We start from the raw sequence: 22,696 nt of genomic DNA on the forward strand, positions 1-22,696 counted from the left end.
CCCAGCAACGACACGACCCTCACCCGCCCCACACCCCCATGAATAACACCCTTAGCCCCACAGGCCCTTACCTACTCGGCATTGGACTCAACGCCGTATGGATCATCGTATTCTTGCTCATGGTTGTCATCCTAATTCCTTACAGCCATAGGAAGCTGAACTCCCGTCCCAGGCGTCCGTGCGGAAGCCGCCCCCGTTAGGGAGTGTCGTTCCAAGACGGCTCTAATCTGATTCCCGGAAGGGCTGGCGGCTACCAGCAGTAAACAGTCACGCAGGTCCTAGCCCGACTCCCGGTTCTTGATGGTAGCCGAGTTGATCAGTTCAGGTTCGAGCCGATTATCCACACACCCATCGCACCGTTGTGCCATCAGGCAAAAGAGGTTCTTCGTGTTTGGGGGTGTGGGTGGTTCGGGTTGGGGCTGTGATGTGGGTGGTCGTGTTCGGGTGTGGGGTCGTTTTCGGGCTGGCGAGGACGTTTTGGCTGGTCAGAGGACGTTGTCTGGCTGGCGGGGATGCCCTTGGGGCGGTGTCGGGGTGGGTGGTTCGTGTGTTTGGGTGGCGGTTCGTCGGGTAGCTCCAATGACTCGCCACTTCCGGCTGCGTGCGTCTGCCCCGCGAACCGTTGCGAGAGGTGGCGAACCGTCGACCGCGGCGCACGAACCGTCGGGCTGGACGGGCGGACGTTGACCTGAACGCAGGGGCCGTCGTGCCTGGCCCGTCGTGGTTCAGTGCGCACGCCCCAGCTCCCGTCCGTCGCGCCGCGTACTGCGCCGCCGGAGCACACGCGCCCACCACCACCCGGCCAACTACCACCGGCCCACCACGTCCCCGAGCATGAGGAGCCTGTATGCCCGACGGCGAACCGCTTCTTCGCAGGGGGTATGGAGGCCGGCGGTGCGAGCATCCGAGGTGGGGCGGCGTCGCGGGCGTAGAGCCAGTGGGATCAAGGCCAGAGCCCGATCATTGGGTACGCCCCTTCAGCCTCTACTACGCCAGTTAGACCTCCGCTGAAGGGCCCAGAACCCTTCAACAAACACCTAACCGGCGTAGTAAACCCCAAACCGGCGTAGTAAACGACGTCACCGCTGAGCACGCGGGCGAACCGACTCCCGGCTCCACCCACACCCTCAAACGCGAAACGCCGCAAAAGGATGTTGGCTTCGTTCTAACAGTCTCCCTGCGTGCACCGGACTCGGATAGCTTCTTCTCCCGGTTTTCTGCGCCCCGGTTAATCCTCGCGATTCTAGAGCCGGCTGAGGCTGCGACAGCCATCAATGCCCGCGAGCACGATGACGGCGCTCACCAGGAGGTCGCCGCCCGCAGCCCAGCGACCGGTTAGTTCGGTGCAGCCATCGGTGCCCGTGGCCAGCCCCGCCATGAAGGCGCCGTCGGGCCGGATATCAACCGCGGCATCCGCGAAGCGCAGCGGCTTGCGGGCGCGAGGGAACCACGCCTTGTAAACCGCCTCCTTAATGCTGAACAGCAGCCGGTCCCCGGCCACGTCCGGCAGCGCCGCGGCCAGCTCATCGACGTTCTCCCGCTCCGCCGGAGAGGCGATCCGCACCAGCACGCCGCGCGCCAGCGGCCGGTTTGGCTCAGCGTCAATGCCGAGCGCGGCCACCTCCTCCGCGCGGGCCACCGCCGCTGCCCGGTAGCCCAGGCAATGACTCAGGGAGCCGACCACACCGTCGGGCCAGGTGGGCTCCCCCATCGGCCCCGGCACCATGGGCGGCCGCTCCAGCCCCAACTCGCCCAGCGCCCGCCCGGCCAGGTGGCGCACCGTGGCGAACTCGGCGCGGCGCCGCGCCGAAACCCCCGCGATATGGGCGGCCTCCGGCGGCGCCAGTGGCGCGTCGACGTCGTGGTACGTCTCGCAGAGGATCACCGGCGCCGGGACGATCGCCGCCAACAGGGCAGTCTTGGCGGCGGCATGCGGCTGCGGCATCGGGGCGGACGCCGACGCCGACATCAGGCCTCCAGGAGGATAGTGACCGGGCCATCCAACTCGGCGTCGATATCCATATGAGCGCCGAAGCTGCCTGTGGCCACCTCCAGGCCGCGGCCGCGCAGCTCGGCAACCACCGCCTGCACCAGCGGCTCCGCCACCGCCCCCGGGGCCGCACCGTTCCAGGAGGGACGTCGCCCCTTGCGTACGTCGGCGTACAGGGTGAACTGGGAGACCACCAGCACCGGCGCCCCCAGGTCGGCCACCGACACCTCCCGTCCCGCGGCCCCGCCGTCGTCCCCGGGACCTTCGAAGAGCCGCAGCTCGGCGATCTTGCGGGCCACCGTGGCCACCTGCGCGGGACCGTCGTCGTGAGTGACCCCCACCAGGGCGAGCAACCCGGGCCGGTCTATCGAACCGACCACCTCGCCGTCGACCCGCACGGCCGCCCGGCGCACGCGCTGAAGAACGGCGCGCATCAGCGGCCGGGCGTCCAGTCGCGCGGGCCCCGACCGCCCCCGAAGTCACCGCGGCCGTTGCCGCTTCCGGGGAAACGGATGGAGGAACGCACCCGCACAGGCGCGTAGTACTGCAGGGCCGGGCGGACGTCGGCCAGATAGACGGCACTGGCAACCACACCCAGCAGCCCCAGCATGGAACTCGTCCCCATCAACACAAGCACGGCGATGCTCACAGCATTGACACCGAGCCAGAAGCCCTTGGTGCGCTTGCCGGCGGCAATGAAATGAGAGGAGTCGCGGGTCAGGGCGTCGATCAGCGCCCACGCCCCCAACAGCACCGCCGCAATCCGGGCGAACTGCCAGATCCCGCCGACGGCGAGCACAAGGTATTTGGCGACGAGTCCCAGAATCTCCACCCCTCAACTGTAGCCTCCGCCCCGCAACGCCGCGAGCGGCGTCGTCCGGGGGTGAAAGCGCACCTAGGCGGGAATACGCCCCGGTGACGATCCGCCCGGGCAGCACGTGCCCTCACCACGCAGACGTGATATGGTTCAACTCACATAGTCGGAGTGGTCTCGACCCTGCTCATCCCGCTCAGACATCCACCCTCGTCACTTCACCCTCAACACACCGCATCACCGCCGATCCGGGAGGCCCCATGACGGCCCGAATCAATCCCCGCCAACCCGATTCCAGTGCCCCGAGAATCCTGTATCCAGGCGCCACCATGCTGCTCGTAGCGGTCATCGGCTGCTTCACAGCCTGGGGCATCGCCGCGGACCTGACCACCCCCATGGTCTCCGGCTTCAAGCGCATCTTCGACATGTCCTCCTTCCAGGCCTCCCTGGTGCAGATGGCCTACTACGGCGCCTACTTCCTACTGGCCATCCCCGCTGCCCTTATCAACTCCCGGTGGGGCTACAAGGCGGGCATGGTTTCCGGCCTGGCCCTGGCCTCCGTGGGCGCCTTCGGCTTCTGGCCCGCGTCCCAGGTGATGACCTACGGCGCCTTCCTGGCCGCCCTGTTCGCCATCGCCGCCGGCTGTTCACTGCTGGAGACCTCCGCCAGCCCCTACGTCATCTCCCTGGGACCGGAGGAGACCTCCACCCGGCGGCTCAACCTCGCCCAGGCCTTCAACCCGCTGGGCACCAACATCGGCGTGCTGATCGCCTCCACGCTCATCCTCCCCAGGCTCGACACCCCGGTGAACCTGGCCGACGTCAGCCCGGAGACCGAGCGGGCGATCCGCGCCGAGCAGCTGCGCGCCGTCACGGGCCCCTACATCGGGCTCGGCGTGCTGCTGGCCGTAATCCTCGTCATCATCTTCATTCAGAAGGCACCGCCCATCGCCCCGGCGGACGACGACGCCGGCCGTCCGGCCAGTCCGCTGGCCACCCTGTGGCGCTCCCGGCGGTACCGCTACGGGGTGATCGCCCAGTTCTTCAACGTGGCCGCCCAGGTGTGCTGCTGGACCTACATCATCCAGTACACGCAGCAGGCGCTCAACGGCTCCCTGCAGTTGGGCTCGCAGATGCTGCAGATCAGCCTCATCGTCTTCCTGATCGCTCGTTTCCTGATGACCGCCGTCATCGCCCGCATCCGCGCCACCAAGGTCATGGGGGTCCTGGGCGCGGTGGCCGTGGGCCTGTGCATCTACGCCTCGCTGCGCCCGGGCATCACGGGGGTGGTGGCCGTCATCGCCGTCTCCTTCTGCCTGTCGCTGATGTTCCCCACGATCTACGGGGTGGCCCTGTCCGGACTCGGGGAAGCCACCAAGTTCGGGGCGGCCGGCCTGGTCATGGCGATTGTCGGCGGGGCCATCATGCCGATGGTGCAGGGTCGGGTGATGGACGCCACCAGTGCGGCCACCTCATTCATCGTTCCGGCGGCATGCTTCGTCATCGTGACCGCATACGCGATCTACGACCTGCGCGCACCCGCCCAAACAGTCACGGCTGCCACGGCATCGGAAACAGCCTCCGACACGGCCCCAGCCAATACAGTCTCTAAGAGGAAGGACCAGTCATGACTTCCCTGAGAAGAGGTGTCGCCGCCCTGCTCGCGGCGGCCGCCACCACCCTCGCCCTGACCGCTTGCGGGGGAACGCCCGCCTCATCCGGCTCCATTGAGGTGTTGTCCTGGTGGACCTCCGCCTCGGAGTACGTCGCCCTGGACACGCTCGTCGACGCCCATCAGGAACGCAATCCCGAAGCCTCCGTGGACCAGTTGGCCGTCGTCGGCGGCGCCGGCTCCCAGGCCCACGTTACCCTGGCCCAGCGCCTCGCCCGCGGCGACGCCCCCGACGTATGGCAGTCACTGACCGCCGGGAATGTCACGGCGTGGCGGGACGCCGGGGCCGTCAGTGACGTGTCCTCCCTGTTCACCGAGGAAGTCACCGCCCAGCTCCCCGAAGAAGTACTGGCCTCCGTCACGGTCGGCAACAGCCAGTACGCGGCCCCGCTGTCCGTGCACCGGGCCAATATCCTCATGTTCAACCGTGACGTGCTGCGGGATGCCGGCATTGATGAGCCGGGCACGGGTTACTCCCTGGAGGACCTGCTCGCCGACCTGGATGCACTGCAAGAACAGGGGACCACGCCGCTGTGTATCGGCGGCGCCGACTCCATCACCACGGCGGGACTGTTCGAGTCCGTGCTGCTGGCCACCGTAGGCAAGGAGGGCTGGGCCCAGATAGAGGCCGACCGCTTCGACTGGTCCGGTCAGCAGGTGAGCGACGCCCTGGAGACCTTCGGAAGGCTCATGGACCACACCGATCCCGGCGACGCCGACCGCACCTGGGATGAGGCGGCCGGGCGGCTGGCGGACGGCCAGTGCGGCTTCTACCAGATGAACGACGGCGCCCTGACCGAGTCCGAGGCACTGGCCGGGTCCACCAGCGGGGACTCGCCCGTCGCCTCGGTGGTCTTCCCGGGAACCGAGGGGACCTTCCTGATCGTGGTGGACGCCTTCGTCCGCTCCTCGACGTCGGCTGACGCCGAGGACGCCGATGCCTTCCTGAACACCGTGCTCGACCCGCAGGTCCAGACCGCCGTATGCGAAGTAAAGGGCTGCGTGCCGGTGCGCAACGACGCCGACGTCACCACGCTCACCCCCTACCAGCAGCAGGCGGCCGAGGATCTGCGCAACCAGACGGTGCTCAATGCGATCTCCTACGGCGAGGTGATCTCCCCGGCGATGCAGGACGGCTTCTTCAAAGCCGTGAAGAACTACCTGTCCACACGGGACGCCTCCGCCGCGGCCTTCGCCCGCATCCTCACCGAGCGTGTGAATGAGGGCGCGGCCGGGCCCAACGTCTGAGCGGAGCGGCCTCAGCCGATCTGGTCCAGGAAGGTCAGCACCGAGTGCGGCTCCTCAATGCGCTCCTCCAGGCGCGCGTTGAACGGGCCGCCATAGGGCATGCCCAGATGGGTCTGGAAGGCGTCCTCGTCCACGTAGGCCTCCATGACGAAGAACTTCGCCGGGTCATCACTGTGACGATAGACATCGAAGACGCGGTTACCGGGCTCGCTGCGGACCTTCTCACCGAAGTCACAGATCATCTGGGCAACCTCATCCTCGAATCCGGGCTTGGCGGTGAACTGCGAGTGCAGAATCCTCACGGCTCCTCCTCAGGGCATACGGAAAACACGGCCAATACAACAACGATTCTATGACGCACATCACGCCAACGGTAGGGTCCGGAACTCATCACCCGCGCCGCCCGCACCCCGAGGCCGTAGCGCATCGGAATCTCTACCGGGCGGACTAGGGCCACCGGCACCGTGGACTCCTGGCTCAACGAAGGCTCGACTCATGCCATAGTTGCCGCGTGCCACCAACGCGAACTGCCGGTAACGCCCCTGTTCTGGCGGCCTCTGGGCTGCGGCGCACTTTCGGCAAGGACGGCTTCGTCGCCGTCGACGACCTCTCCCTGAGTGTCGCACCCGGTCAGGTGCATGCGCTGCTCGGTCCCAACGGGGCGGGCAAGACCACCACCGTGCGCATGTGCGCCACCCTGTTGACTCCGACCGCCGGCGAGATCCGAGTCGACGGCGTCGACGCCGTCCGCCACCCCGAGGCGGCGCGTGCCCGCCTGGGACTGGTGCTCGGCGGGGAACTGGGCTTCTACCCGCGCGCATCCGCCCGTGACAACCTGTTGTTCTTCGCCGACCTGCAGGGGCTGGACCGGCACCGGCGCAGGCAAGCCGTAGATAGCGCACTGGAGCGCATGGGCCTGGCCGACGTGGCCACTCGTAAGACCGGTGCCTTCTCCCGCGGCATGCTGCAGCGCCTGCATCTGGCGCGCGCCCTGCTCGGTTCTCCCCCGCTGCTCCTGCTGGATGAGCCGACCACAGGATTGGACCCGGACGTCGCCCTGCATGTGCGCGACCTGATCCGGGACCTGGCCGCAGACGGCACGGGGGTGCTGTTGACCTCCCACTCCATGCCGGAGGTGGAGGAGCTAGCCGGCACGATCAGCGTGATCGGGGCCGGCCGGATCGTCACCCGCGGGACGGTCCGCGACGTCGCCGCCCACGCCGGTATCGGCATGACCAGCGGCTTCACCCTGCCTGCCCACCTGGCCGACGGCGCCGCCCGGCTGCAGGAGCGCTTGGGGGCCGGCGCCGTCGTCGTGCAGCGCCCCGCCTCGAGCCGGTGGGCGGTGACCGTCTACTGGGCCGCGGGCGACTCGGGCGCAGACCGGGAAGCTCGCGACGCCGCCCTGGCAACTGCTCTCACCGAGATCGGGGTGGAGGCGCCCGCGGATCTGTTGACTCGGCCGGCGTCGCTGGAGGAGGCCTATCTGGCCCTGGCGGACAGGCTCGCGCGATGATCCGGCAGCTGCGCATGACGGCCTTCCACGTCCGCCAGTTCGTCTCCGTCCCCTACTTCATCCAGCTCATGGTCTTCACCACCATCGTCACCACGCTGGTGCAGTTCCTCGCCGCCCGCGCCTGGGGCGGGATCACACCCACCCAGGGGTGGGTGCGTGGCGGTGTGATCGGCATGTGGACCACGGCCACCTGCGCTGCCGGGATTATCGGCTTCGAGCGGTACAAGGGGACTCTCGCGCACCTGGTGATGGCGCCGGTCGGCGCCCTGCGCTCGCTGGCGGCCGTCGTCTCCGCCGCCACGTCATTCGGGCTGGCGGCGCTGCCGGTGGCCTGGTGCACGTGGGCGGTAGCCTCCGGGTCGGTGTACTTCACCGTCCCCGGGTGGGCGGGGGCGGTGCGTATGGCGGCGGCCGCACTCCTGCTGCTGGCGGGCTGCCTGGCGCTGAGCCTCGTGATCGCGGCACTGTTCGTGCTCACGCCCAATGCGATCGCCTACGAGGAGCTGCTGCTGGTGCCGGTGTTCATCGCCTCGGGCATCCTGTTCACGTCCACCTCGCCACCCGCCTGGCTGGCCGCCGTCAGCCGTTTTCTGCCCCTGTCGGTGCCCTTCGACCTGCTGCTGGGGCGGCCGCTGGGCGTCGTCGACGCGCTGGGTTGGCTGATGTGTGTGGCCGCCTGGCTGGGGCTGGCCGCACTGCTCGGGCGGCGGGCGCTGCGACTGGCCACCCGTGCCGGCACCCTGGAGGTGATCTGATGAGCGCCTTTCTGCGCCGACTGGCCTCGGGCGTGCGCGTGACGTGGGCGTCGTCGACCGCCTTCGCCACCCTGGGCACCGCCACCGTGACGCTGCTGGTGCTGCCGCTGCTGAGCATCGCCTACGACGTGCTGCTGGGCGCGGACCTGTCCGCACCCGACCTGGTGCGCACCGGCTACGCCGCCGCGCTGGTGGCCCTGGCGAGTTCCGTATGCGCCGGGGTCGTGGGCACCGTCGCCGCCGACCGCAACCTGGGCATCTTCCAGGAGGTGCACACGCGTCGTCGTCTGGACCTGGCGTACTGGTTGGCGGTCGCGGCCGTGCCCGCGCTGTTGGCCCTGCTCACCGGTGCGGCCGCCATCGGCGCGGTGTTCGTCCTCTCCCCCGCCCATGACGCAGCCATGCTGGGGCGGGTCGTGGCCCTGGCGCCAATCGCCGTCGTTTGCGGGCTGCTTCTGGGGGTGGGTGCGGCGGGTATCGGCGTCGACCTGCCCGACCCCTACCTGGGCGCGACCGTCGTCGGCACGTTCCTGCCGCTGCTGGCCGGCGTGATCGTGCCGCTGTCGGCGTGCCCGGCGTGGCTGCGCGGGCTCGGCGCCCTCGCTCCCATGAGCGGGACGGTGAGCGCCCTCGATGCGGGGGCCGACGTCGGTGCGCTCCTGGCCCGCGACCTGCTGGTCGCGCTCGCCTGGGCGGGCGCGGGCCTGGCGGCCACCCGGCACGCCGTCCACCGACTGCGCGCCGGAGTGCGCCGGGATGTCATCTGAACCATTCCCGGCCTCTACTACAACCCCTTATACCCTGGTGTGCACCAATTTGCCGCACACCAGGGTACAAAGGCTCGCAGTAGGTGAGGCAGCAGGCGGCGTCCGTGTAGCAATCACGGGCCTGCCGACCGGACACCGCCATATCAACCGAACTCAGCACGTAACTTCCACCGATCTCGACGGAGGGGGACACGGCGCAAGCCGGCACCGGGGCGCTCGGCGGGGCTGGCCTGCGCCCGGCCCTCGGGAGACACCAGGGGCTCCTGGACGGCGTCGACCCGCGCGACCGCTTCAGCCTCCGCGCCCGTCGCAGCCGCACCGGCCACCTCGTCGCCTTCCGCCTCGGCGACGTCCACGGTCAGCGGCGCATCCGCGGGCACGCCCCGGCGCAGCAGTGCCAGCGCCATGGGCCCATAGTCGACGTGCCGGACCACCGAGGTGACCGCCCCAACAGCCCGCTCCCCCAGGCGCACGACCGCCCCCGGAGCCGGCATCCGACCGGTGAAACCATCCAGCTGCAACACGGTCAACCGGCGCGGCGGGCGCCCCAGGTTGAGGGTGCGGGCCACCGTCTCCTGCCCCGGGTAGCAGCCCTTGTTGAGGTGCACGGCAGTGCGCAGCCAATCCAGCTCGTGCGGGATCGTGCGCGCGTCCGCCTCGCGTCCCCACCGCGGCCGCCCGGCCTCCACGCGCAGCGCCTCCCAGGCGAGCGTTCCCGCCAGGCTCCGCCCGGGGTCGGCAGCCAAGAACGCATCGGCAACCTGCCCGACGGCCTCGGAGTCCACCAGCACCCAGGTGGCCCGGTAGCCTGCGCCGGGGTGGGTCCGCTCCATGCCGACGTCGTAGCTGGTGCCGCCCTCGACCACGCCCGGCCAGGGGTCGTGCCAGGTGGCCAGGTGGGCGCCCGCGGCCCGGGCGGCCTCCTCCAGGGCGCCGCCGCCCTCGCCGAGCGCAGCCAGCACGGCCACGTCTTCACGCACGCTCACCTCGACACGCAGCATGAAGCGCATGGACTGAAGGAACTCGGCCAGCTCCGACCCACGGCCCGCCTCCGTAACCAGCAGCAGAGTGTCGCCGTCGTCCACGCAGGCCAGGGCATGGGTGATGTGCCCCTGGGCGTCCAGCAGCAGCGCCTCGGCGCCGCCGTCGCCGGACGTTAGGCGAGTCAACTCCTGGCTGGACAGCGTGTTGAGCCAGCTGAGCCGGTCGGGGCCGGTCACGGCGACGACGTCGCGGGCCAGGGCGGTGGCGGCCAGTCCGGCGGCCAGCGCGTTCTGCTCGCGCAGTGGGTCCTCGTAGCGGGCGGGGACTGCGGCATCCAGGTCGCCGGCCGGATTGGCGACGGCGTCGGGCCGGGACAAAAGCGGACTGCGGCGCATCAGACGCGGGCCCCCGTGGTCGGCGACTGAGCGTCGGTCAGCGACGGTGCATCCTGCGCCGTGTGGGCCTCCCCGGCTGCCGCATCCTCGGCTGCGGCGCGCGTAGCCTCGTCGGCGGCAATGGCCTCGCGCAGGGCGGCGCCGGGGTCGGCGTCGTCCTCGGCCTCCACACGGCCCAGGCGGCCGGAGGCGTAGGACTTCAGCTCCTCCTCACCGAAGGCGGCCATGTCCTGGGTCCACATGAGCTCCCCGCCCACCAGCCCAAAGATACGGCTCATCTGGGTGAGCATGGCGGCGGTGCGGGTGCGTCCCACCGCCTGGGTGCCGACCTGGGCGCGCGGCCCCTGAATCCACCCCTCCCACACGCCTACGTGGCCGGCGGGGTCAGCGGAGACCAACTCAAGCGAGGTGATCGGAGTCTTCGAGGCCGGTCCGGAGGCAGTGCCCGCAGCGCCGTCGTCTCCAGCATCATCGGCAGCGGGCGTCTCCTGGCCGACGGGCCGCCAAAAGGTGGTCTCCGTGGACCAGATCTGCGCTGGGGTCAGGCGGGAGGCGCCCTCCAGCCCGGGCATCTCGAAATCGAGGTCCTGGCTGCGGGTGGCGTCCACGGTCCAGATCGTGGTGGTCTGGCGCAGGTAGGGGCCGCCGTCGTGGTCGAAAGTGATCTCCTGGTAGACGGCCTGCTCGGGGACCGTCTCCCCGTAGGTGAGGATGCCGTAGCCGCGCCAAGTACCCACCAGCCAGGCCAGGGGGTACAGCTCGGGGGCGAGATCGTCGGGAATCGTGAACGCCATGAGTGCAGGGTACGGCCGGGGCGCGGCAGACGCCATGCACGGGTGTCAGCCTGAGATGAACGCCCCTAGGTGACGTCAGCCCGCGATGAAACCACCCATGAGACGGGCAATGGCGTAGACGGGGGCGCCCAGGGACAGGATCGGCACGATCGCGCTGGCCACTGCTGCCCGCCCGCCGGGCACCCAGCGGTGGGTCCACAGTACCCGGTTGGCCACCGCCATGAGCACTCCCGCCACGAAGCCGACCACCAGACAGGCGGCGGCCGACTGCAGCGCCGCCTCCATCCCCACATGGCCGATGCCGAAGAAGCCGACCGCCGCCAGCACGCCGCCCACGGCGCCCGCCACCAGGGCCGGGACAGTGGCGGTTAGCACCTCGAGTACGGTGGCGCGCACATTCAGGGTGGTCAGCAGTGCGCCGGTGAACAGGGCCAGGGTGCAGGGCACGATGATGGCGGGATCGGCGATCCCGCTGCGTAGGGCACACCAGCCGGCGCCGGAAATCATCACCAGATTGCCGGTTACGGTGGAGGACAGATCCTCCACCAGGTTCCTGCGTCCGCCGCGCCGGGCCATCTGGGCGATGAAGGCCGCCGGCACGCTGAAGGCCATCACCACCCCGGCCATGCCGAAGTCATTGGTGATCGCCACCAGCACCGCCGCCATCAACCCGGTCAGCGCGAGCACCGCGGTGGCCCCCTGGTCGTGCTCGGTGCGCACCAGCGCCGGCCATCCCTGCGCGGTCAGGGGCACCAGCAGGACGACGACGATCAACCGCATCCACGGCGGCAGGGCCGCGGAGACCGCCAGGAGCACGGGAACGACGCCCGCCACCGCCAGCCTGGTCCAGGCCGGGTCCACCAGCCCCACCTCAATGGGGAGGTTGCCGCCGCGCCGCGTCCCGAAACTGCCGGGGTCCGCCATACCGGACACATCCTGGGTGTTCACGGTCGCATCGTCCCACACCTGGCGACCTGGCATGTAGTCGGCGTGAACTCCGCCACGAACCATGGCGGTGATCCGCCTCCGTTGCCGCTGTTGTAATCCGCTCGCGAATGCAAATGTGGTTCACTGAGGCACGGACCTCTGCCGAGACCGGAAGGAGGCGGCAGCCGTGCGCGTCATCATGCTCACCCGTGAGGACGACGCCGCCGCCGTCGTCCCCGCGGTGTCATTCCTCGACTCCGAGGTCGAGTGCCTGGAGCCCGTACCCGCCTCGTACGCCGCGGTCGGCGAGGCGGACGTGGTCATGGTGGATGCGCGCGCCGACCTGGTGCGGGCCCGCGCCCTGTGCCAGTTGTTGTCCGGGCCGATGGACTGTGGGCCGATCATCCTGGTACTTCAGGAGGGCGGCGCCGCCGCCGTACAGCCGGATTGGGGCGCCGCGGACTTCATCATGTCCGGTGCCACACCGGCCGAATTGGGTGCGCGGCTGCGGCTGGTGCGCGTACGCGCCCCCGAAGCGGAGTCGGTTGCCGAGGACCGCATCGAGGCGGGCGACCTGGTCATCGACACCACCGCCTACACGGCCCGCATCCGCGGCACCCTGCTGGACCTGACCTTCAAGGAGTTCGAGCTGCTCAAGGTGCTCGCCCTCAACCAGGGGCGGGTGCTCACCCGCCAGGCGCTGCTGGACGAGGTGTGGGGCGAGGACTACATCGGTGGCTCGCGCACGGTGGACGTCCACGTGCGCCGCCTGCGCGCCAAGCTCGGCACCGAGTACGACCACCTGATCGGCACGGTCCGCAACGTCGGCTACCGTCTGGAAGCCTCTGAAGAGGAGGAATAGGGCCTTCATCGGGGCCTGCCGGGGCCGGCCGGCCCGACGGCTAGGTCTGCGGCGGTCCGCCCCGCGTCGGCGCCCGGCCTCCGCCGAGCCCTACTGGAGCTGGTCGCGGCCGAGACGGGCGGCCCGCTTGGCCGCGGCCGCGGCGCGCTGCTGCTCCTTATCGCCGCGGTCGCGCACCCCGAACAGGGCGAGCACATTCGCCACGGCCGCCAGCACCACGATCGTCGCCCCGAAGGCGACGCCGGAGGCGTCGCCGCTCAGCCCCACCATCGGGCTGGCGATACCGCCGAAGACGAACTGGATGAAGCCCAGCAGCGCCGAGCCGGTCCCCGCCCAGCGGCCCGTCCGGCCCAGGGCCACGGCCGGCAGGTTACCCATGCAGGTGCCCAGGGTCATGACGTGCACGATGAACAGGGCGACGGTGATAACCGTGAGCGCCATCGAAGACACCGGACCGGACAGGCGCGTCAGGCAGACGGCCGCGAAGACGATGTCGACCGTGAGGATGGCGATCAGCCCCATGCGGATCTGCCGCTCCGGCGAGATCCGCTTGGCCAGCGACCCGCAGGCCGCCACCGTCAGCGTGACCACGAGCCCACAGACGGCGAAGACGGCGGTGTAGGCGGCCGTGCCCATGCCGAGCACGCCCTGCAGCATGAACGGCGCGGCGGACAGGTAGGAGGTCAGCAGCGCGTAGACGAGCGCATTGATGACGATCAGTCGGATGAACACATGGTCCTTCGCCAGTGCCCGCGTGCCGTCGACCAGGATGCCGAGGCCGCCGTCGTGGCGTTGCTCGGCGGGCAGGGTCTCAGGCACCCAGGCGGCCACCAGCACCACGAGCACGCCCTGGAAGGCGGCGACTACGCCGAGGATGCCGCGCCAACCGACCGGGCCGACCAGCGCCCCGCCCAGGATCGGTGCCACCACGGGCGCGATGCCCTGGATCGCCATCACCAGGGACAGGGCCTGGGCGGCGGTGATGCCGCGGGAGCGGTCGGAGATGACGGCACGGCCCAGCACCATGCCGGCGGCGCCGCCGAGTCCCTGAAGGAAGCGGGCTACCAGCAGCAGCGCGGCGCTCGGGGCCAGCGCGGTGCCGACACCGGCCGCGAAGGCCAGTACGCTGCCCCACAGCAGCAGGGGGCGGCGGCCGAAGCGGTCGGACAGCACGCCGATGCTCAGCTGGCCCAGCGCCACACCAACCAGGAAGGTGGTCAACGTCAACTGGGTGGTGGAGGCGGAGACACCCAGGTCGGCGGCCATCTGGTTGAAGGCCGGCAGGTAGGCGTCCATCGCCAGCGGGGCGATCGCCGCGAGCGCCGCCAACGCCACCAGCAGGGTGGGGGTGAAGGAGGTGCGCAGGCCGGCGTCGGTTGGAGTGACCCCCTTCCCCTGCAAGGCAGAGGCGAGTCCGGTCGAAGGGGAGGTGGTCATGGAATGAGATTATGAAACCGGCCGACGTGAAGTCATGCATGCCAGACACGTGAGATCTTGCACCCGCGCGCCGCCTCCCGATCAGCACAGCAGCCGGTCGGATATCAGGCGCCACTGGGTCAGCAGGTCGATACTTCGGTCCCGCAGCCACCGCAGTTGCAGCCCGTCCATTAAGGACAGGACGAGTCGGCCGCGCTCCCGTGGTTCCAGGGGCAGTTCCGAGGCGGTGCGCGCGAAGCTCTTGATTACAAGCCGCTCGCGCTCCTGGAAGTACCGATGCGCAGGATGGTCGGGGTTGAGGGCCTCGGCGTCGAGGACGGCGTACAGAGCGACGATCGCCGGCTGGGAGGCGTTGCGTTGCACGAGTGCGTCACAGAAGTCGACCAGGGTGACCTGCGGGAGACGATCGTACAGTTCGCTGCGGGCCAGACCGAGTAGATCCGCGAGCGCCCTCCGGTCGCGCTCGTCGCGGCTTTCCAGGACCGCCAGTAGCAGGGACTCCTTGGAACCGAAGTGATGCAGCACCGCGGTATCGGTGATGGCGCACCGGGTGGCGATGTCCTGGATGGACACGCCCCAGTAGCCGCGCTCGCCGATGAGATCGGTGGCGACATCGATGATCTGCGCCTTGCGCTCTGGCCCTTTGAGTCGTTGTCCCCTCGCGATACTCATGCGCGCTCCCCTCCCCCGACCGAATGACTGCCCGGCGACTCAGGCTATCGCGACGCCGCCCGTCCCACTCGCAGGCCAGTCACCCAGCACCTGATTCACGAGGCCGGGGCACGACTACGACGATCGCTCTCATCGAGTCATTACGCCTCGAGGCTGGCAAAGCGCGCCGCAACAGGGTACAGTCAAGATTAACTTGGTACCCACCAAGCACTCAGTTCCTCAACGTCGAGGAGACTCAAGATGTCCGCAGACCCATCCGCCTCCACAGCACCCACACCCGGTCCCCGGTCCGCCCCGGAGTCGGGGCGCCCGCAGCCCACCCCCGGTCCGGAACTCGTTCCCGGCACGCCCTTCGCCCAGGCCGTCGACCGCGTGCGCGACGGCGGCGATCCCGACGCCGAGGCCGACTCGCTCCTGAGCCTCATGACCGCCTCCGAGCAGTTGGCGCTCCTACACGGCAACGTTCCCTTCTGGCGGGGGCGCCGCAGCATCATGCACGACGGCTACAACCACTTCCCCTATCCGGCCGGCGCCAACGCGCGACTGGGTGTCCCCGGCATCCATTTCATCGACGGCCCGCGCGGCGTCGTCGTCGGCTCCGCCACCGCCTTCCCCGTGTCCATGGCCCGCGGCGCCACCTGGGACCCCGACCTGGAGGAGCGGATCGGCCGGGCGATCGGTCAGGAGGTGCGGGCCTCGGGCGGCAACTTCTTCGGCGGCGTATGCATCAACCTGCCCCGCCACCCCGCCTGGGGACGCGTGCAGGAGACCTACTCGGATCAAAGCGTGCTGCTCGGCGCCATGGGGGCGGCCCTAACCCGCGGCGTGAGTGTGCACGCCATCGCCTGCGTCAAGCACTTCGCCCTGAACTCCATGGAGAATGCGCGCTTCGACGTCGACGTCCACTGCGATCCCGAAACACTGCACGAGGACTTCCTGCCACATTTCCACGACTGCGTGCGCGCCGGAGCCGGCTCACTCATGTGTGCCTACAACCGGGTCAACGGCCAGTGGGCCAGCGCCTCCCAGGAGCTGCTGACGGAGGTACTGCGGGAGAAGTGGGGCTTCACCGGCTTCACCATCTCCGACTTCATCTGGGCCATCCGCGACGCCGGGGCCTCGCTGGAGGCGGGGCTCGATGTGGAGACGCCGTTCGCCCAGCTGCGCGCCGAACACCTGCCCGATGCTCTCGCCACCGGCGAGGCGAGCAGAGACACGGTACGCACCTCCGGTCGGCGACTATTGCGCACCCTGCTGGACCACTACGCCCGCCGCTGCGACGAACGCCCACCCGCGGCCGTCATCGCGAGCGACGAACACCGCGCGCTGGCCCGCGAGGCGGCCGCCCGCTCCATGGTGCTGCTGCGCAACGAGGCCGTGGCCGACGCCCCCGCCCTGCCCCTGGATCCGGTATCGCTGCGGTCGCTCGCCGTCGTCGGGCGCCTCGCCGACGTCCAGAACCTCGGCGACCGAGGCTCCTCGAATGTGCATGCGCACCAGGTGACGCCCCTGGCCGGCCTGTGCACGGCCCTGCCCGGAGCACGGGTCACCCATGACGACGGCGCCGACCCGGACCGGGCCGCCGCCCTGGCCGCCGAATCCGATGCCGCCGTGGTCGTCGTCGGCTACACGGCCGCCGAGGAGGGCGAATGGGTCAACGGACGCATCTACGCCCGCGACGACCTCATGCGGCTCTACCCCGAGCCGCATACCGCAGAGGATCAAGCGGTACTGGGCGAAATGATGGACCGCCTTCGAGCAGCGGCCGGCAAGGCGGAGATCGGCGGCGACCGCGCCAACCTGCACCTGCCGCCGGAGGACGTCGCCCTGATCCGCGCGGTGTCCGCCGCGCAGCCGCGCACGGCCGTCGTCATTGTGGCGGCAGGGGCGGTGCTCATGGAGGAGTGGTTCGAGTCCGTGCCCGCCGTCGTCATGGGCTGGTACTCCGGCATGGAGGGCGGGCACGCCCTGGCCGACCTGCTGCTGGGGGCGGAGAACTTCAGCGGCCGCATGCCCTACGCGATACCGCGCCGCGCGGAGGACCTGCCCGAATTCAGGGCAGACGCCGCCAAGGTCGGCTACGACCGCTGGTACGGGCAGCGCCTGCTCGCACGCAGGGGCGCCGAGGCGCTCATCCCCCTGGGCCGGGGCCTGAGCTACACGACCTTCACACTGATGGGACTCGATCTGGACGTCAACGCCGCAGACGGCCGGGTGCGGGCCCGCACCACCGTGCGCAACACCGGCACCCGGGACGGGATCGCAACCATTCAGCTCTACGCCACCCGGCTGGACGGCGATCGCGTCGGCCAGCGGGAACTGCTCGGTTTCACCCGGGTCGGCCTGGACCCCGGCCGGAGCGCCACCGCCGTCGTCGACGCCTTGCTGCGGCCGCTGTCCCGCTGGGACCGGGACGGGCGCAAGTTCATCCTCCCCGCGGGCCGGGTTCGCTTTGAGGCAGGCCAGTTCTGGGGCGACCCGGACGCGGTCTCGGCCGCCGTCGCCATCTGAGCCCTCTCGGGTTCCGACCCCACCGTCTTGCTCTGAGTAGTCCCGAACCCACCACAACCGGCCAAACACAAGCAATGGAGCAATCATGGCCAACAAGGAAACAACCTCCGCCCCCTCCGCACAGGAGTGGTCCGGCACCACCACCGACGAGCAGCAGCCCAAGTTGCCGATACGCCTGGTGATCGGACTGGCGATCGGCGCCTTCTGCTGGATCGTCGCCTACCTGGGCGCCGTCGGCGTCCTCCTGCCGGCACGCATCGCCGAGATCGCCCCGGCTGACAAGGCGGCGGTGGTGGCACTCAACTCGACCGTCTCAATGATCGTGGCGGCCATCGCGAATATTCTCATCGGCGCCGGCTCGGATCTGACCCGGTCGCGCCTGGGCCGCCGCACCCCCTGGATCTGGTTGGGGGCGATCGGCTCGCTGGCGTCGTTGACGGTGCTCGGGCACGTCCAAAGCGTGCCGGCCCTGGTGACTACCTGGGCCGTGTACCAGATCTTCCTCAACTCGATCATCGCCCCGCTGCTGGGCACGCTCTCCGACCGGATCTCCCCGCAGTTCCGCGGCACCGCCGCCTCCGGCTACGCACTCGGCAACGGGCTGGGCACCGGCCTGGGCCAAGTGATCGGCGCCCAGTTCCTGGGCAACACCGCCACGGGCCTGCTCGTCCTGGGAGTTCTCACCGTGCTGGTCGCCCCGGCCACCTCGCTGTTGTTCCGCGAGACCTCCTCACTGGACATGCCCAAGCGGCCGTTCACCAGGGACATGGTGCTGGACCACTTCATGTTCGCGCGTCACAACGCCCGCGACTACTACCTGGCGCTGCTGGGCAAGTTCTTCGTCATCCTCGCCAAATTCGCCATCCAGGGGTATGTCCTGTACATCCTCACCGATTACATGCTGCTCGGCGAGGACGACTCCTCCCGCTACATCTCCATCGTCTCCCTGATCATCATGGTGACCGGCATTGTGATGGCCTTCGTGGCCGGGCCGATCGCCGATCGGCTCAAGCTGATCAAGCTGCCGGTCATCGTCTCCTCCCTGCTGATCGCCGTGGGCGTGCTGGTACCGTTCTTCTACGCCACGCCGGTGATGATGGTGCTGTACGCCGTCATCGCGGGAACCGGACTGGGCATGTTCAACGCCGTCGACCAGGCCCTCAATATTGCCGTTCTACCCGATCCGGACACGGCGGCGAAGGACCTGGGGATACTCAACCTGGCCAACACCGGCGGGCAGATCGCCGGTCCGCTGGTGGCAGCCGCCGCCATCAGCGCCTTCGGCTACCACATGCTGTTCGTCGTGGCCGCGGCCGCCGCACTGATCGCCTGCCTGCTGTTCGCGCTGATCCGTTCGATCCGCTGATACCGGACGCGTGCCCACACCGCACAGGTGTGGCCGCCGGATTCACAGGAGCCCCTTACTTCGATCCCGGTTCGCTCATACGCACGCCGACAAGGGTCTAGGCCATGTCCAAAGCTTCGACCCCTGAATCCGAAGGCGCCCGCGGTGAAACCCGGACGGCGCCCCGCCGCGCCTCCCGCCGACGCGTCCTCCTGGGCGGCACCACCATGCTGGGTGCCGGCCTGGTGGGCGCGGCGGGCTGGGCGCTGAACCGGTTCGTCATAGACCATGTGGAGGTCGCCGACGTGGCCGCCTACGAGGCCGCCCACTCCTCCGTCTCCGCAACGCCTTCCGCCACCGCCACGGCCACCGACATCACCGTCACCGCCGACTCCTACACCTCCTCGCTGACCTCCGTCAGCATTGAGCAGGTATCCACCGGCTCCGGGGACGACACGGTCACCTACTACGTCGCCGACATCCAGGCCGGCGACGCCACCGCCGTGCGCAGCGCCTTCGCCAACAACGCCTACGGCACCAACATCACCGCCCTGCCCAGCGCCATGGCCACCGAGCACGACGCGATCCTCGCCGTCAACGGCGACTACTACGGCTTCCGCTCCGACGGCATCCTCATCCGCAACGGCGTCATCTACCGGGACGACGGCGTGCGCGACGGCATCGCCTTCTACGCCGACGGGCGCGTCGAGGTCTACGACGAGACCGGCACCGACGCCCAGACCCTGCTGGACGCCGGCGTGTGGAACACCCTGTCCTTCGGGCCGGCGCTGGTGCGCGGCGGCTCGGTGCTGGCCGGTATCGACGCGGTGGAGGTGGACACCAACGTCGGCAACCACTCCATCCAAGGCACCCAGCCGCGCACGGCGCTGGGCGCCATCACGGACGGGCACTACGCGTTAGTCGTCGTCGACGGGCGCAACAAGGGCTACTCACGCGGGGCGACCATGACCGAACTCGCCCAGATCATGGCCGACCTGGGCTGCGATTGCGCCTACAACCTGGACGGCGGCGGCTCCTCGACGCTCTGGTTCAACGGCGAGGTGGTCAACCGCCCCTCCAACGGCGGCGAACGGGAGACCTCCGACATCCTCTACATCGCCAAGGGCGCCTGAAATGAGTACGCCGACCCGCCCCGCCACCGGCTCCTTCCCGCAACGTCGGCTACGACCTGCGCCGCTGCGCCGTCGGCCCACAGCAGTAGGGCTGGTGGTGCTGATTCCGGCCTACCAGCCCGATGGACGGCTACCGGGCCTGGTCGGCGACCTGGTGCGGGAACTGCCCGGGTGCCGGGTGCTCGTCGTCGACGACGGGTCCGGCCCGCAGTACGCGCAGGTGTTCCGGGAGGCGAGCGCGCACGGGGCGGAAGTGGTCGGCCACAAGTCCAACCGCGGCAAGGGGGTGGCGCTGCGCACCGGACTGGCGCAGGCGGCCGAGCTGTGGCCGCAGGCGGACGTGGTGTGCGCGGACGCCGATGGGCAGCACCGGCCCGCCGACATCGCGGCCGTGGCGCGCCGTGTACACGCAACCGGCCACATGACACTGGGGGTGCGGCGCCTGACCGGGCCGGTGCCGCTGCGCAGCCGGATCGGAAATGCCATAACCGCGCTGGCCTTCCGGCTGGCCACCGGCTGGCGTCTGGGCGACACCCAGACGGGCCTGCGCGGTTACCCGGCCGAGCAGACCGCCTGGCTGGCAGAGGTGCCCGGGGACCGCTACGAGTGGGAGCTCAGCGCCCTGCTGCGCGCTCACAAACTCGGCCTTGAGGTGGAGGAGGTGGAGATCGCCACGGTGTACGAGCCGGGCAATGCCTCCAGCCACTTCCGGCCGCTGCGGGACTCTGCGCGCATCTACGCGCCGCTGCTGGGATTCGTCGGGGCGAGCCTGGCGAGCTTCGGCATCGACTGGGTCGGGGTGGTGGCGCTGCACCTACTGACCGGCAACCTGCTGGCCAGCGTGGTGGGGGCGCGTCTGATCAGCGGGACGGCCAACTTCTTCATGAACCGGCACGTGTTCCGGGCGGCGCCCGGAACCGTTTGCCGGACGGCCGTGCGGTACGTGGTGCTCGCGCTGGTGCTGTTGGCAGCCGGATACGTGCTGTTGCGGGCGCTGACGGGTATCGGGGTGGCCTTGTGGCTGGCCAAGCCGATTGGCGACGGCGTGCTGTACGCCGTCAGTTACCTGGCGCAGCGGCGGACGGTGTTCCGGGAGCGGCGCTGAGGACGGAGGCCATGACATTCCACGACCCCCGTGCACGTTCCACGACCCCGGGGTGGTCGTGGAATGCACCCCAAGGTCGTGGAACGTGACGGCTAGTCGTCGCGGGAACACGCCGGGCGGCGCGGCGGGCAACCGGGCTCTCCCACCAGTCGGCCAGCTCCTCCCGGCCGGCATCGGTCAGGGTCCAGGCCGTCACTCCCCGGCTGGAGACGGTAAGCGGGGCGGTCCTGGGTGAGGTGGCGGAGGCAGCCGTGTTCGCAGCCGTGGGCGCGGCGTCGGAACTGCGCTGGGAGGGAACGGTTGCCGCCCGTGCGCAGTCGCCGCGACATCATGCGGTTCAGCTCGTTGCCGTGAGCAGCCGGCACTGGAAAGTGCTGCATTCCATGACAGCTTCACTCCGACGACCCCTGCTGTGCAGGCCTCACCAACCCGGCCTCGTAGGCGGCGATCACCAGCTGCGCTCGATCCCGAGCGCCTAGTCGCGCCAGCAAGGCGTTGATGTGACTGCGGCGGGTTGCGCGGGTGATCCTCAGCTCCTCCTCGATCTCGGTGTTAGACATTCCGCGGGCGATCAGCGTAAGAATTTCGCGTTGCCGCGGGGTCAGCGTCTCCAACCGAGCAGTCGAGGAGGTCGCAGCGGGCACGCAGTGATCGAGCAAGCGCGCCATCAGGCTTGGGGCGAGCAACGACTGCCCGGAGTCCACGGTGCGCACGGCGTCGAGTAGCATGCTCGGGTCGGCGTCCTTGAGGAGGAAGCCGGAGGCGCCGGCACGCAGGGCACCCAGAATGTACTCGTCGAGCTCATACATGCTCAGTACGAGTACGCGCGTGCGCACCAACCGCGGGTCGGCGCAGATGCGCGCCGTGGCCTCGATGCCGGAGAGCACGGGCATGCGGATGTCCATGAGCACCACGTCGGGCCGCAGCCGTGAGGCCTCGGCGACGGCGCGTTCCCCATCGGCGGCCTCGCCCAGTACGGTCATATCCGGCTCGGCGTTAAACAGCGCTATCAGAGAGGCACGTAACAGGCGCTGATCCTCGGCCACCAGCACGCCGATCTCGCCGGTCATGCCCGTCTCCGGGCGGTGTCCGTGGCGCGCTCGCCGGTACCACACGGCGAGTCTCCGGCTTCCGCACCCTCGCGGTCTGTGCCTGCGGGCGGTGGGACGGGGACGGCGGAGCCCGGCGAACCCTCGCCGTGCAACACGCGCAGCATGCGCAGCAACCCGGCAGTCGCCTCATGTGAGGCCTCTTGCACCTCCTGCAGGGCTACGCGCAGGTCCTGCGAGTCGTGCTCTAGGCGTTGGGCGACCGCCGCCCGAACCATGATCGCCCCCAGGGCCCCGGAGACCGCGTCGTGCAAATCGAGAGCGATTTCCAGACGGTCCTCAGCGACGGCTCGGGCCGCCGCCTCCCGAGCGAGCGCCCGCTCGAATGCTGCCCGGTCGCGGCGCCGCAGCCACCAAGCTGCTCCGGTCAGGCAGACCAGCACGCCCCACACCACCGTACGTGTTGCCGGAGCGGGTGCGCCGGAGTCGACGGCGGCCGCCAACGAGGCGACCAGGAACAGCAGCGCGCCGACGAGGACGGCGCGACCAACCGCGGAGTGTCGGCATGGAGCGCGAGCTGAGTGAATTGGCGATTTCGGCACCATTGCAGTCTAGGGGGACGACTCGTGCCGGGCATCGAACCTGGGTTCTACATCCGCAGGTCCGAGGAGAAGATGCGAGATCCCTCCCGCGGCCGAGTCGCTGGCAGTGGGCATGACT

Annotated in this window: 21 protein-coding genes; 10 read left to right on the plus strand and 11 right to left on the minus strand. The window is 69.6% G+C overall.

Translation table 11 applies throughout. The features are described 5' to 3' along the window. Window positions 1–1,243: 1,243 nt before the first annotated feature. Genes Q4A20_RS10250 through Q4A20_RS10260 form a run of 3 tightly spaced genes read right to left on the minus strand, consistent with a single transcriptional unit; the run spans window position 1,244 to window position 2,822 of the window. A complete protein-coding gene (locus Q4A20_RS10250) occupies window positions 1,244–1,969 on the minus strand; it encodes a 4'-phosphopantetheinyl transferase (protein ID WP_303122652.1) in 726 nt (241 codons plus the stop codon). Then, window positions 1,969–2,424, minus strand: a complete 456-nt coding sequence (dtd, locus tag Q4A20_RS10255; RefSeq protein WP_303122653.1) for a D-aminoacyl-tRNA deacylase — start codon at window positions 2,422–2,424, stop codon at window positions 1,969–1,971. Before dtd ends, Q4A20_RS10250 begins: the two co-directional genes overlap by 1 nt. Then, the gene (locus Q4A20_RS10260; protein WP_303122654.1) at window positions 2,424–2,822 is read right to left on the minus strand and encodes a DUF2516 family protein; all 399 of its coding nucleotides are present in this window, start codon (window positions 2,820–2,822) and stop codon (window positions 2,424–2,426) included. The genes dtd and Q4A20_RS10260 overlap by 1 nt, the downstream gene beginning before the upstream one ends. A gap of 242 nt (window positions 2,823–3,064) precedes the next feature. On the opposite strand from Q4A20_RS10260, the gene fucP reads away from it, so the two are divergent. Together fucP and Q4A20_RS10270 are read left to right on the plus strand one after the other, a co-directional pair. After that, window positions 3,065–4,435 (plus strand): L-fucose:H+ symporter permease, encoded by a 1,371-nt coding sequence (fucP, locus tag Q4A20_RS10265; protein ID WP_303122655.1) that lies wholly within the window; start codon window positions 3,065–3,067, stop codon window positions 4,433–4,435. Beyond that, window positions 4,432–5,724, plus strand: coding sequence for an ABC transporter substrate-binding protein (locus Q4A20_RS10270; protein ID WP_303122656.1), 1,293 nt, complete (start codon window positions 4,432–4,434; stop codon window positions 5,722–5,724). The genes fucP and Q4A20_RS10270 overlap by 4 nt, the downstream gene beginning before the upstream one ends. Before the next feature lie 11 nt (window positions 5,725–5,735). On the opposite strand, the gene Q4A20_RS10275 is transcribed toward Q4A20_RS10270, so the two are convergent. After that, window positions 5,736–6,026 (minus strand): putative quinol monooxygenase, encoded by a 291-nt coding sequence (locus Q4A20_RS10275; protein WP_303122657.1) that lies wholly within the window; start codon window positions 6,024–6,026, stop codon window positions 5,736–5,738. Between the two features lie 209 nt (window positions 6,027–6,235). Between Q4A20_RS10275 and Q4A20_RS10280 the strand changes: the two genes are divergently transcribed. The 3 genes from Q4A20_RS10280 to Q4A20_RS10290 are packed head-to-tail and all read left to right on the plus strand — an operon-like array spanning window position 6,236 to window position 8,762. Beyond that, entirely contained in the window at window positions 6,236–7,240 is a 1,005-nt protein-coding gene (locus Q4A20_RS10280) for an ABC transporter ATP-binding protein (RefSeq protein WP_303122658.1), read from the plus strand. After that, window positions 7,237–7,995, plus strand: coding sequence for an ABC transporter permease (locus Q4A20_RS10285; RefSeq protein ID WP_303122659.1), 759 nt, complete (start codon window positions 7,237–7,239; stop codon window positions 7,993–7,995). The genes Q4A20_RS10280 and Q4A20_RS10285 overlap by 4 nt, the downstream gene beginning before the upstream one ends. Then, complete coding sequence (locus tag Q4A20_RS10290) at window positions 7,995–8,762, plus strand: ABC transporter (protein WP_303122661.1); 768 nt, start codon at window positions 7,995–7,997, stop codon at window positions 8,760–8,762. The genes Q4A20_RS10285 and Q4A20_RS10290 overlap by 1 nt, the downstream gene beginning before the upstream one ends. Before the next feature lie 143 nt (window positions 8,763–8,905). Here the strand turns inward: Q4A20_RS10290 and Q4A20_RS10295 are convergent, their stop codons facing one another. The 3 genes from Q4A20_RS10295 to Q4A20_RS10305 all read right to left on the minus strand — a co-directional run bounded on the left by Q4A20_RS10295 (window position 8,906) and on the right by Q4A20_RS10305 (window position 11,883). Continuing rightward, window positions 8,906–10,141 (minus strand): folate-binding protein YgfZ, encoded by a 1,236-nt coding sequence (locus tag Q4A20_RS10295; RefSeq protein ID WP_303122663.1) that lies wholly within the window; start codon window positions 10,139–10,141, stop codon window positions 8,906–8,908. Further along, window positions 10,141–10,935, minus strand: a complete 795-nt coding sequence (locus tag Q4A20_RS10300; protein WP_303122665.1) for an FABP family protein — start codon at window positions 10,933–10,935, stop codon at window positions 10,141–10,143. Before Q4A20_RS10300 ends, Q4A20_RS10295 begins: the two co-directional genes overlap by 1 nt. 75 nt (window positions 10,936–11,010) lie before the next feature. Continuing rightward, complete coding sequence (locus Q4A20_RS10305; RefSeq protein ID WP_368502470.1) at window positions 11,011–11,883, minus strand: tellurium resistance protein TerC; 873 nt, start codon at window positions 11,881–11,883, stop codon at window positions 11,011–11,013. A gap of 166 nt (window positions 11,884–12,049) precedes the next feature. Here Q4A20_RS10305 and Q4A20_RS10310 point away from each other — a divergent pair, with 166 nt between their 5' ends. Further along, window positions 12,050–12,724 (plus strand): response regulator transcription factor, encoded by a 675-nt coding sequence (locus Q4A20_RS10310; protein ID WP_303122670.1) that lies wholly within the window; start codon window positions 12,050–12,052, stop codon window positions 12,722–12,724. Window positions 12,725–12,814: 90 nt separating this feature from the next. On the opposite strand, the gene Q4A20_RS10315 is transcribed toward Q4A20_RS10310, so the two are convergent. Together Q4A20_RS10315 and Q4A20_RS10320 are read right to left on the minus strand one after the other, a co-directional pair. Further along, a complete protein-coding gene (locus tag Q4A20_RS10315) occupies window positions 12,815–14,161 on the minus strand; it encodes a Bcr/CflA family efflux MFS transporter (protein ID WP_303122671.1) in 1,347 nt (448 codons plus the stop codon). Between the two features lie 81 nt (window positions 14,162–14,242). Beyond that, a complete protein-coding gene (locus Q4A20_RS10320) occupies window positions 14,243–14,833 on the minus strand; it encodes a TetR/AcrR family transcriptional regulator (protein ID WP_303122674.1) in 591 nt (196 codons plus the stop codon). A gap of 240 nt (window positions 14,834–15,073) precedes the next feature. Here Q4A20_RS10320 and Q4A20_RS10325 point away from each other — a divergent pair, with 240 nt between their 5' ends. From Q4A20_RS10325 to Q4A20_RS10340, 4 genes are all read left to right on the plus strand, one after another. After that, window positions 15,074–17,344: a beta-glucosidase gene (locus tag Q4A20_RS10325; protein WP_303122676.1), complete on the plus strand. Its 2,271-nt coding sequence runs from the start codon at window positions 15,074–15,076 to the stop codon at window positions 17,342–17,344. 85 nt (window positions 17,345–17,429) lie between these two features. Further along, entirely contained in the window at window positions 17,430–18,710 is a 1,281-nt protein-coding gene (locus Q4A20_RS10330) for an MFS transporter (RefSeq protein ID WP_303122677.1), read from the plus strand. 104 nt (window positions 18,711–18,814) lie between these two features. Continuing rightward, window positions 18,815–19,822 carry a phosphodiester glycosidase family protein gene (locus Q4A20_RS10335; protein ID WP_303122678.1) on the plus strand — a complete coding sequence of 336 codons (1,008 nt, stop codon included), beginning with the start codon at window positions 18,815–18,817 and terminating at the stop codon, window positions 19,820–19,822. A 1-nt stretch (window position 19,823) separates the two neighbouring features. Then, window positions 19,824–20,927 (plus strand): glycosyltransferase, encoded by a 1,104-nt coding sequence (locus Q4A20_RS10340; protein ID WP_303122679.1) that lies wholly within the window; start codon window positions 19,824–19,826, stop codon window positions 20,925–20,927. Between the two features lie 392 nt (window positions 20,928–21,319). Here Q4A20_RS10340 and Q4A20_RS10345 read toward each other — a convergent pair whose 3' ends face one another. Both Q4A20_RS10345 and Q4A20_RS10350 read right to left on the minus strand, forming a co-directional pair. Continuing rightward, the gene (locus Q4A20_RS10345; protein WP_303122681.1) at window positions 21,320–21,997 is read right to left on the minus strand and encodes a response regulator transcription factor; all 678 of its coding nucleotides are present in this window, start codon (window positions 21,995–21,997) and stop codon (window positions 21,320–21,322) included. Beyond that, a complete protein-coding gene (locus tag Q4A20_RS10350) occupies window positions 21,994–22,578 on the minus strand; it encodes a histidine kinase (protein ID WP_303122683.1) in 585 nt (194 codons plus the stop codon). The genes Q4A20_RS10345 and Q4A20_RS10350 overlap by 4 nt, the downstream gene beginning before the upstream one ends. Window positions 22,579–22,696 lie beyond the last annotated feature (118 nt).

Source organism: Actinomyces sp. (assembly GCF_030530635.1).
In the GTDB taxonomy this organism is placed as follows: domain Bacteria; phylum Actinomycetota; class Actinomycetes; order Actinomycetales; family Actinomycetaceae; genus Actinomyces.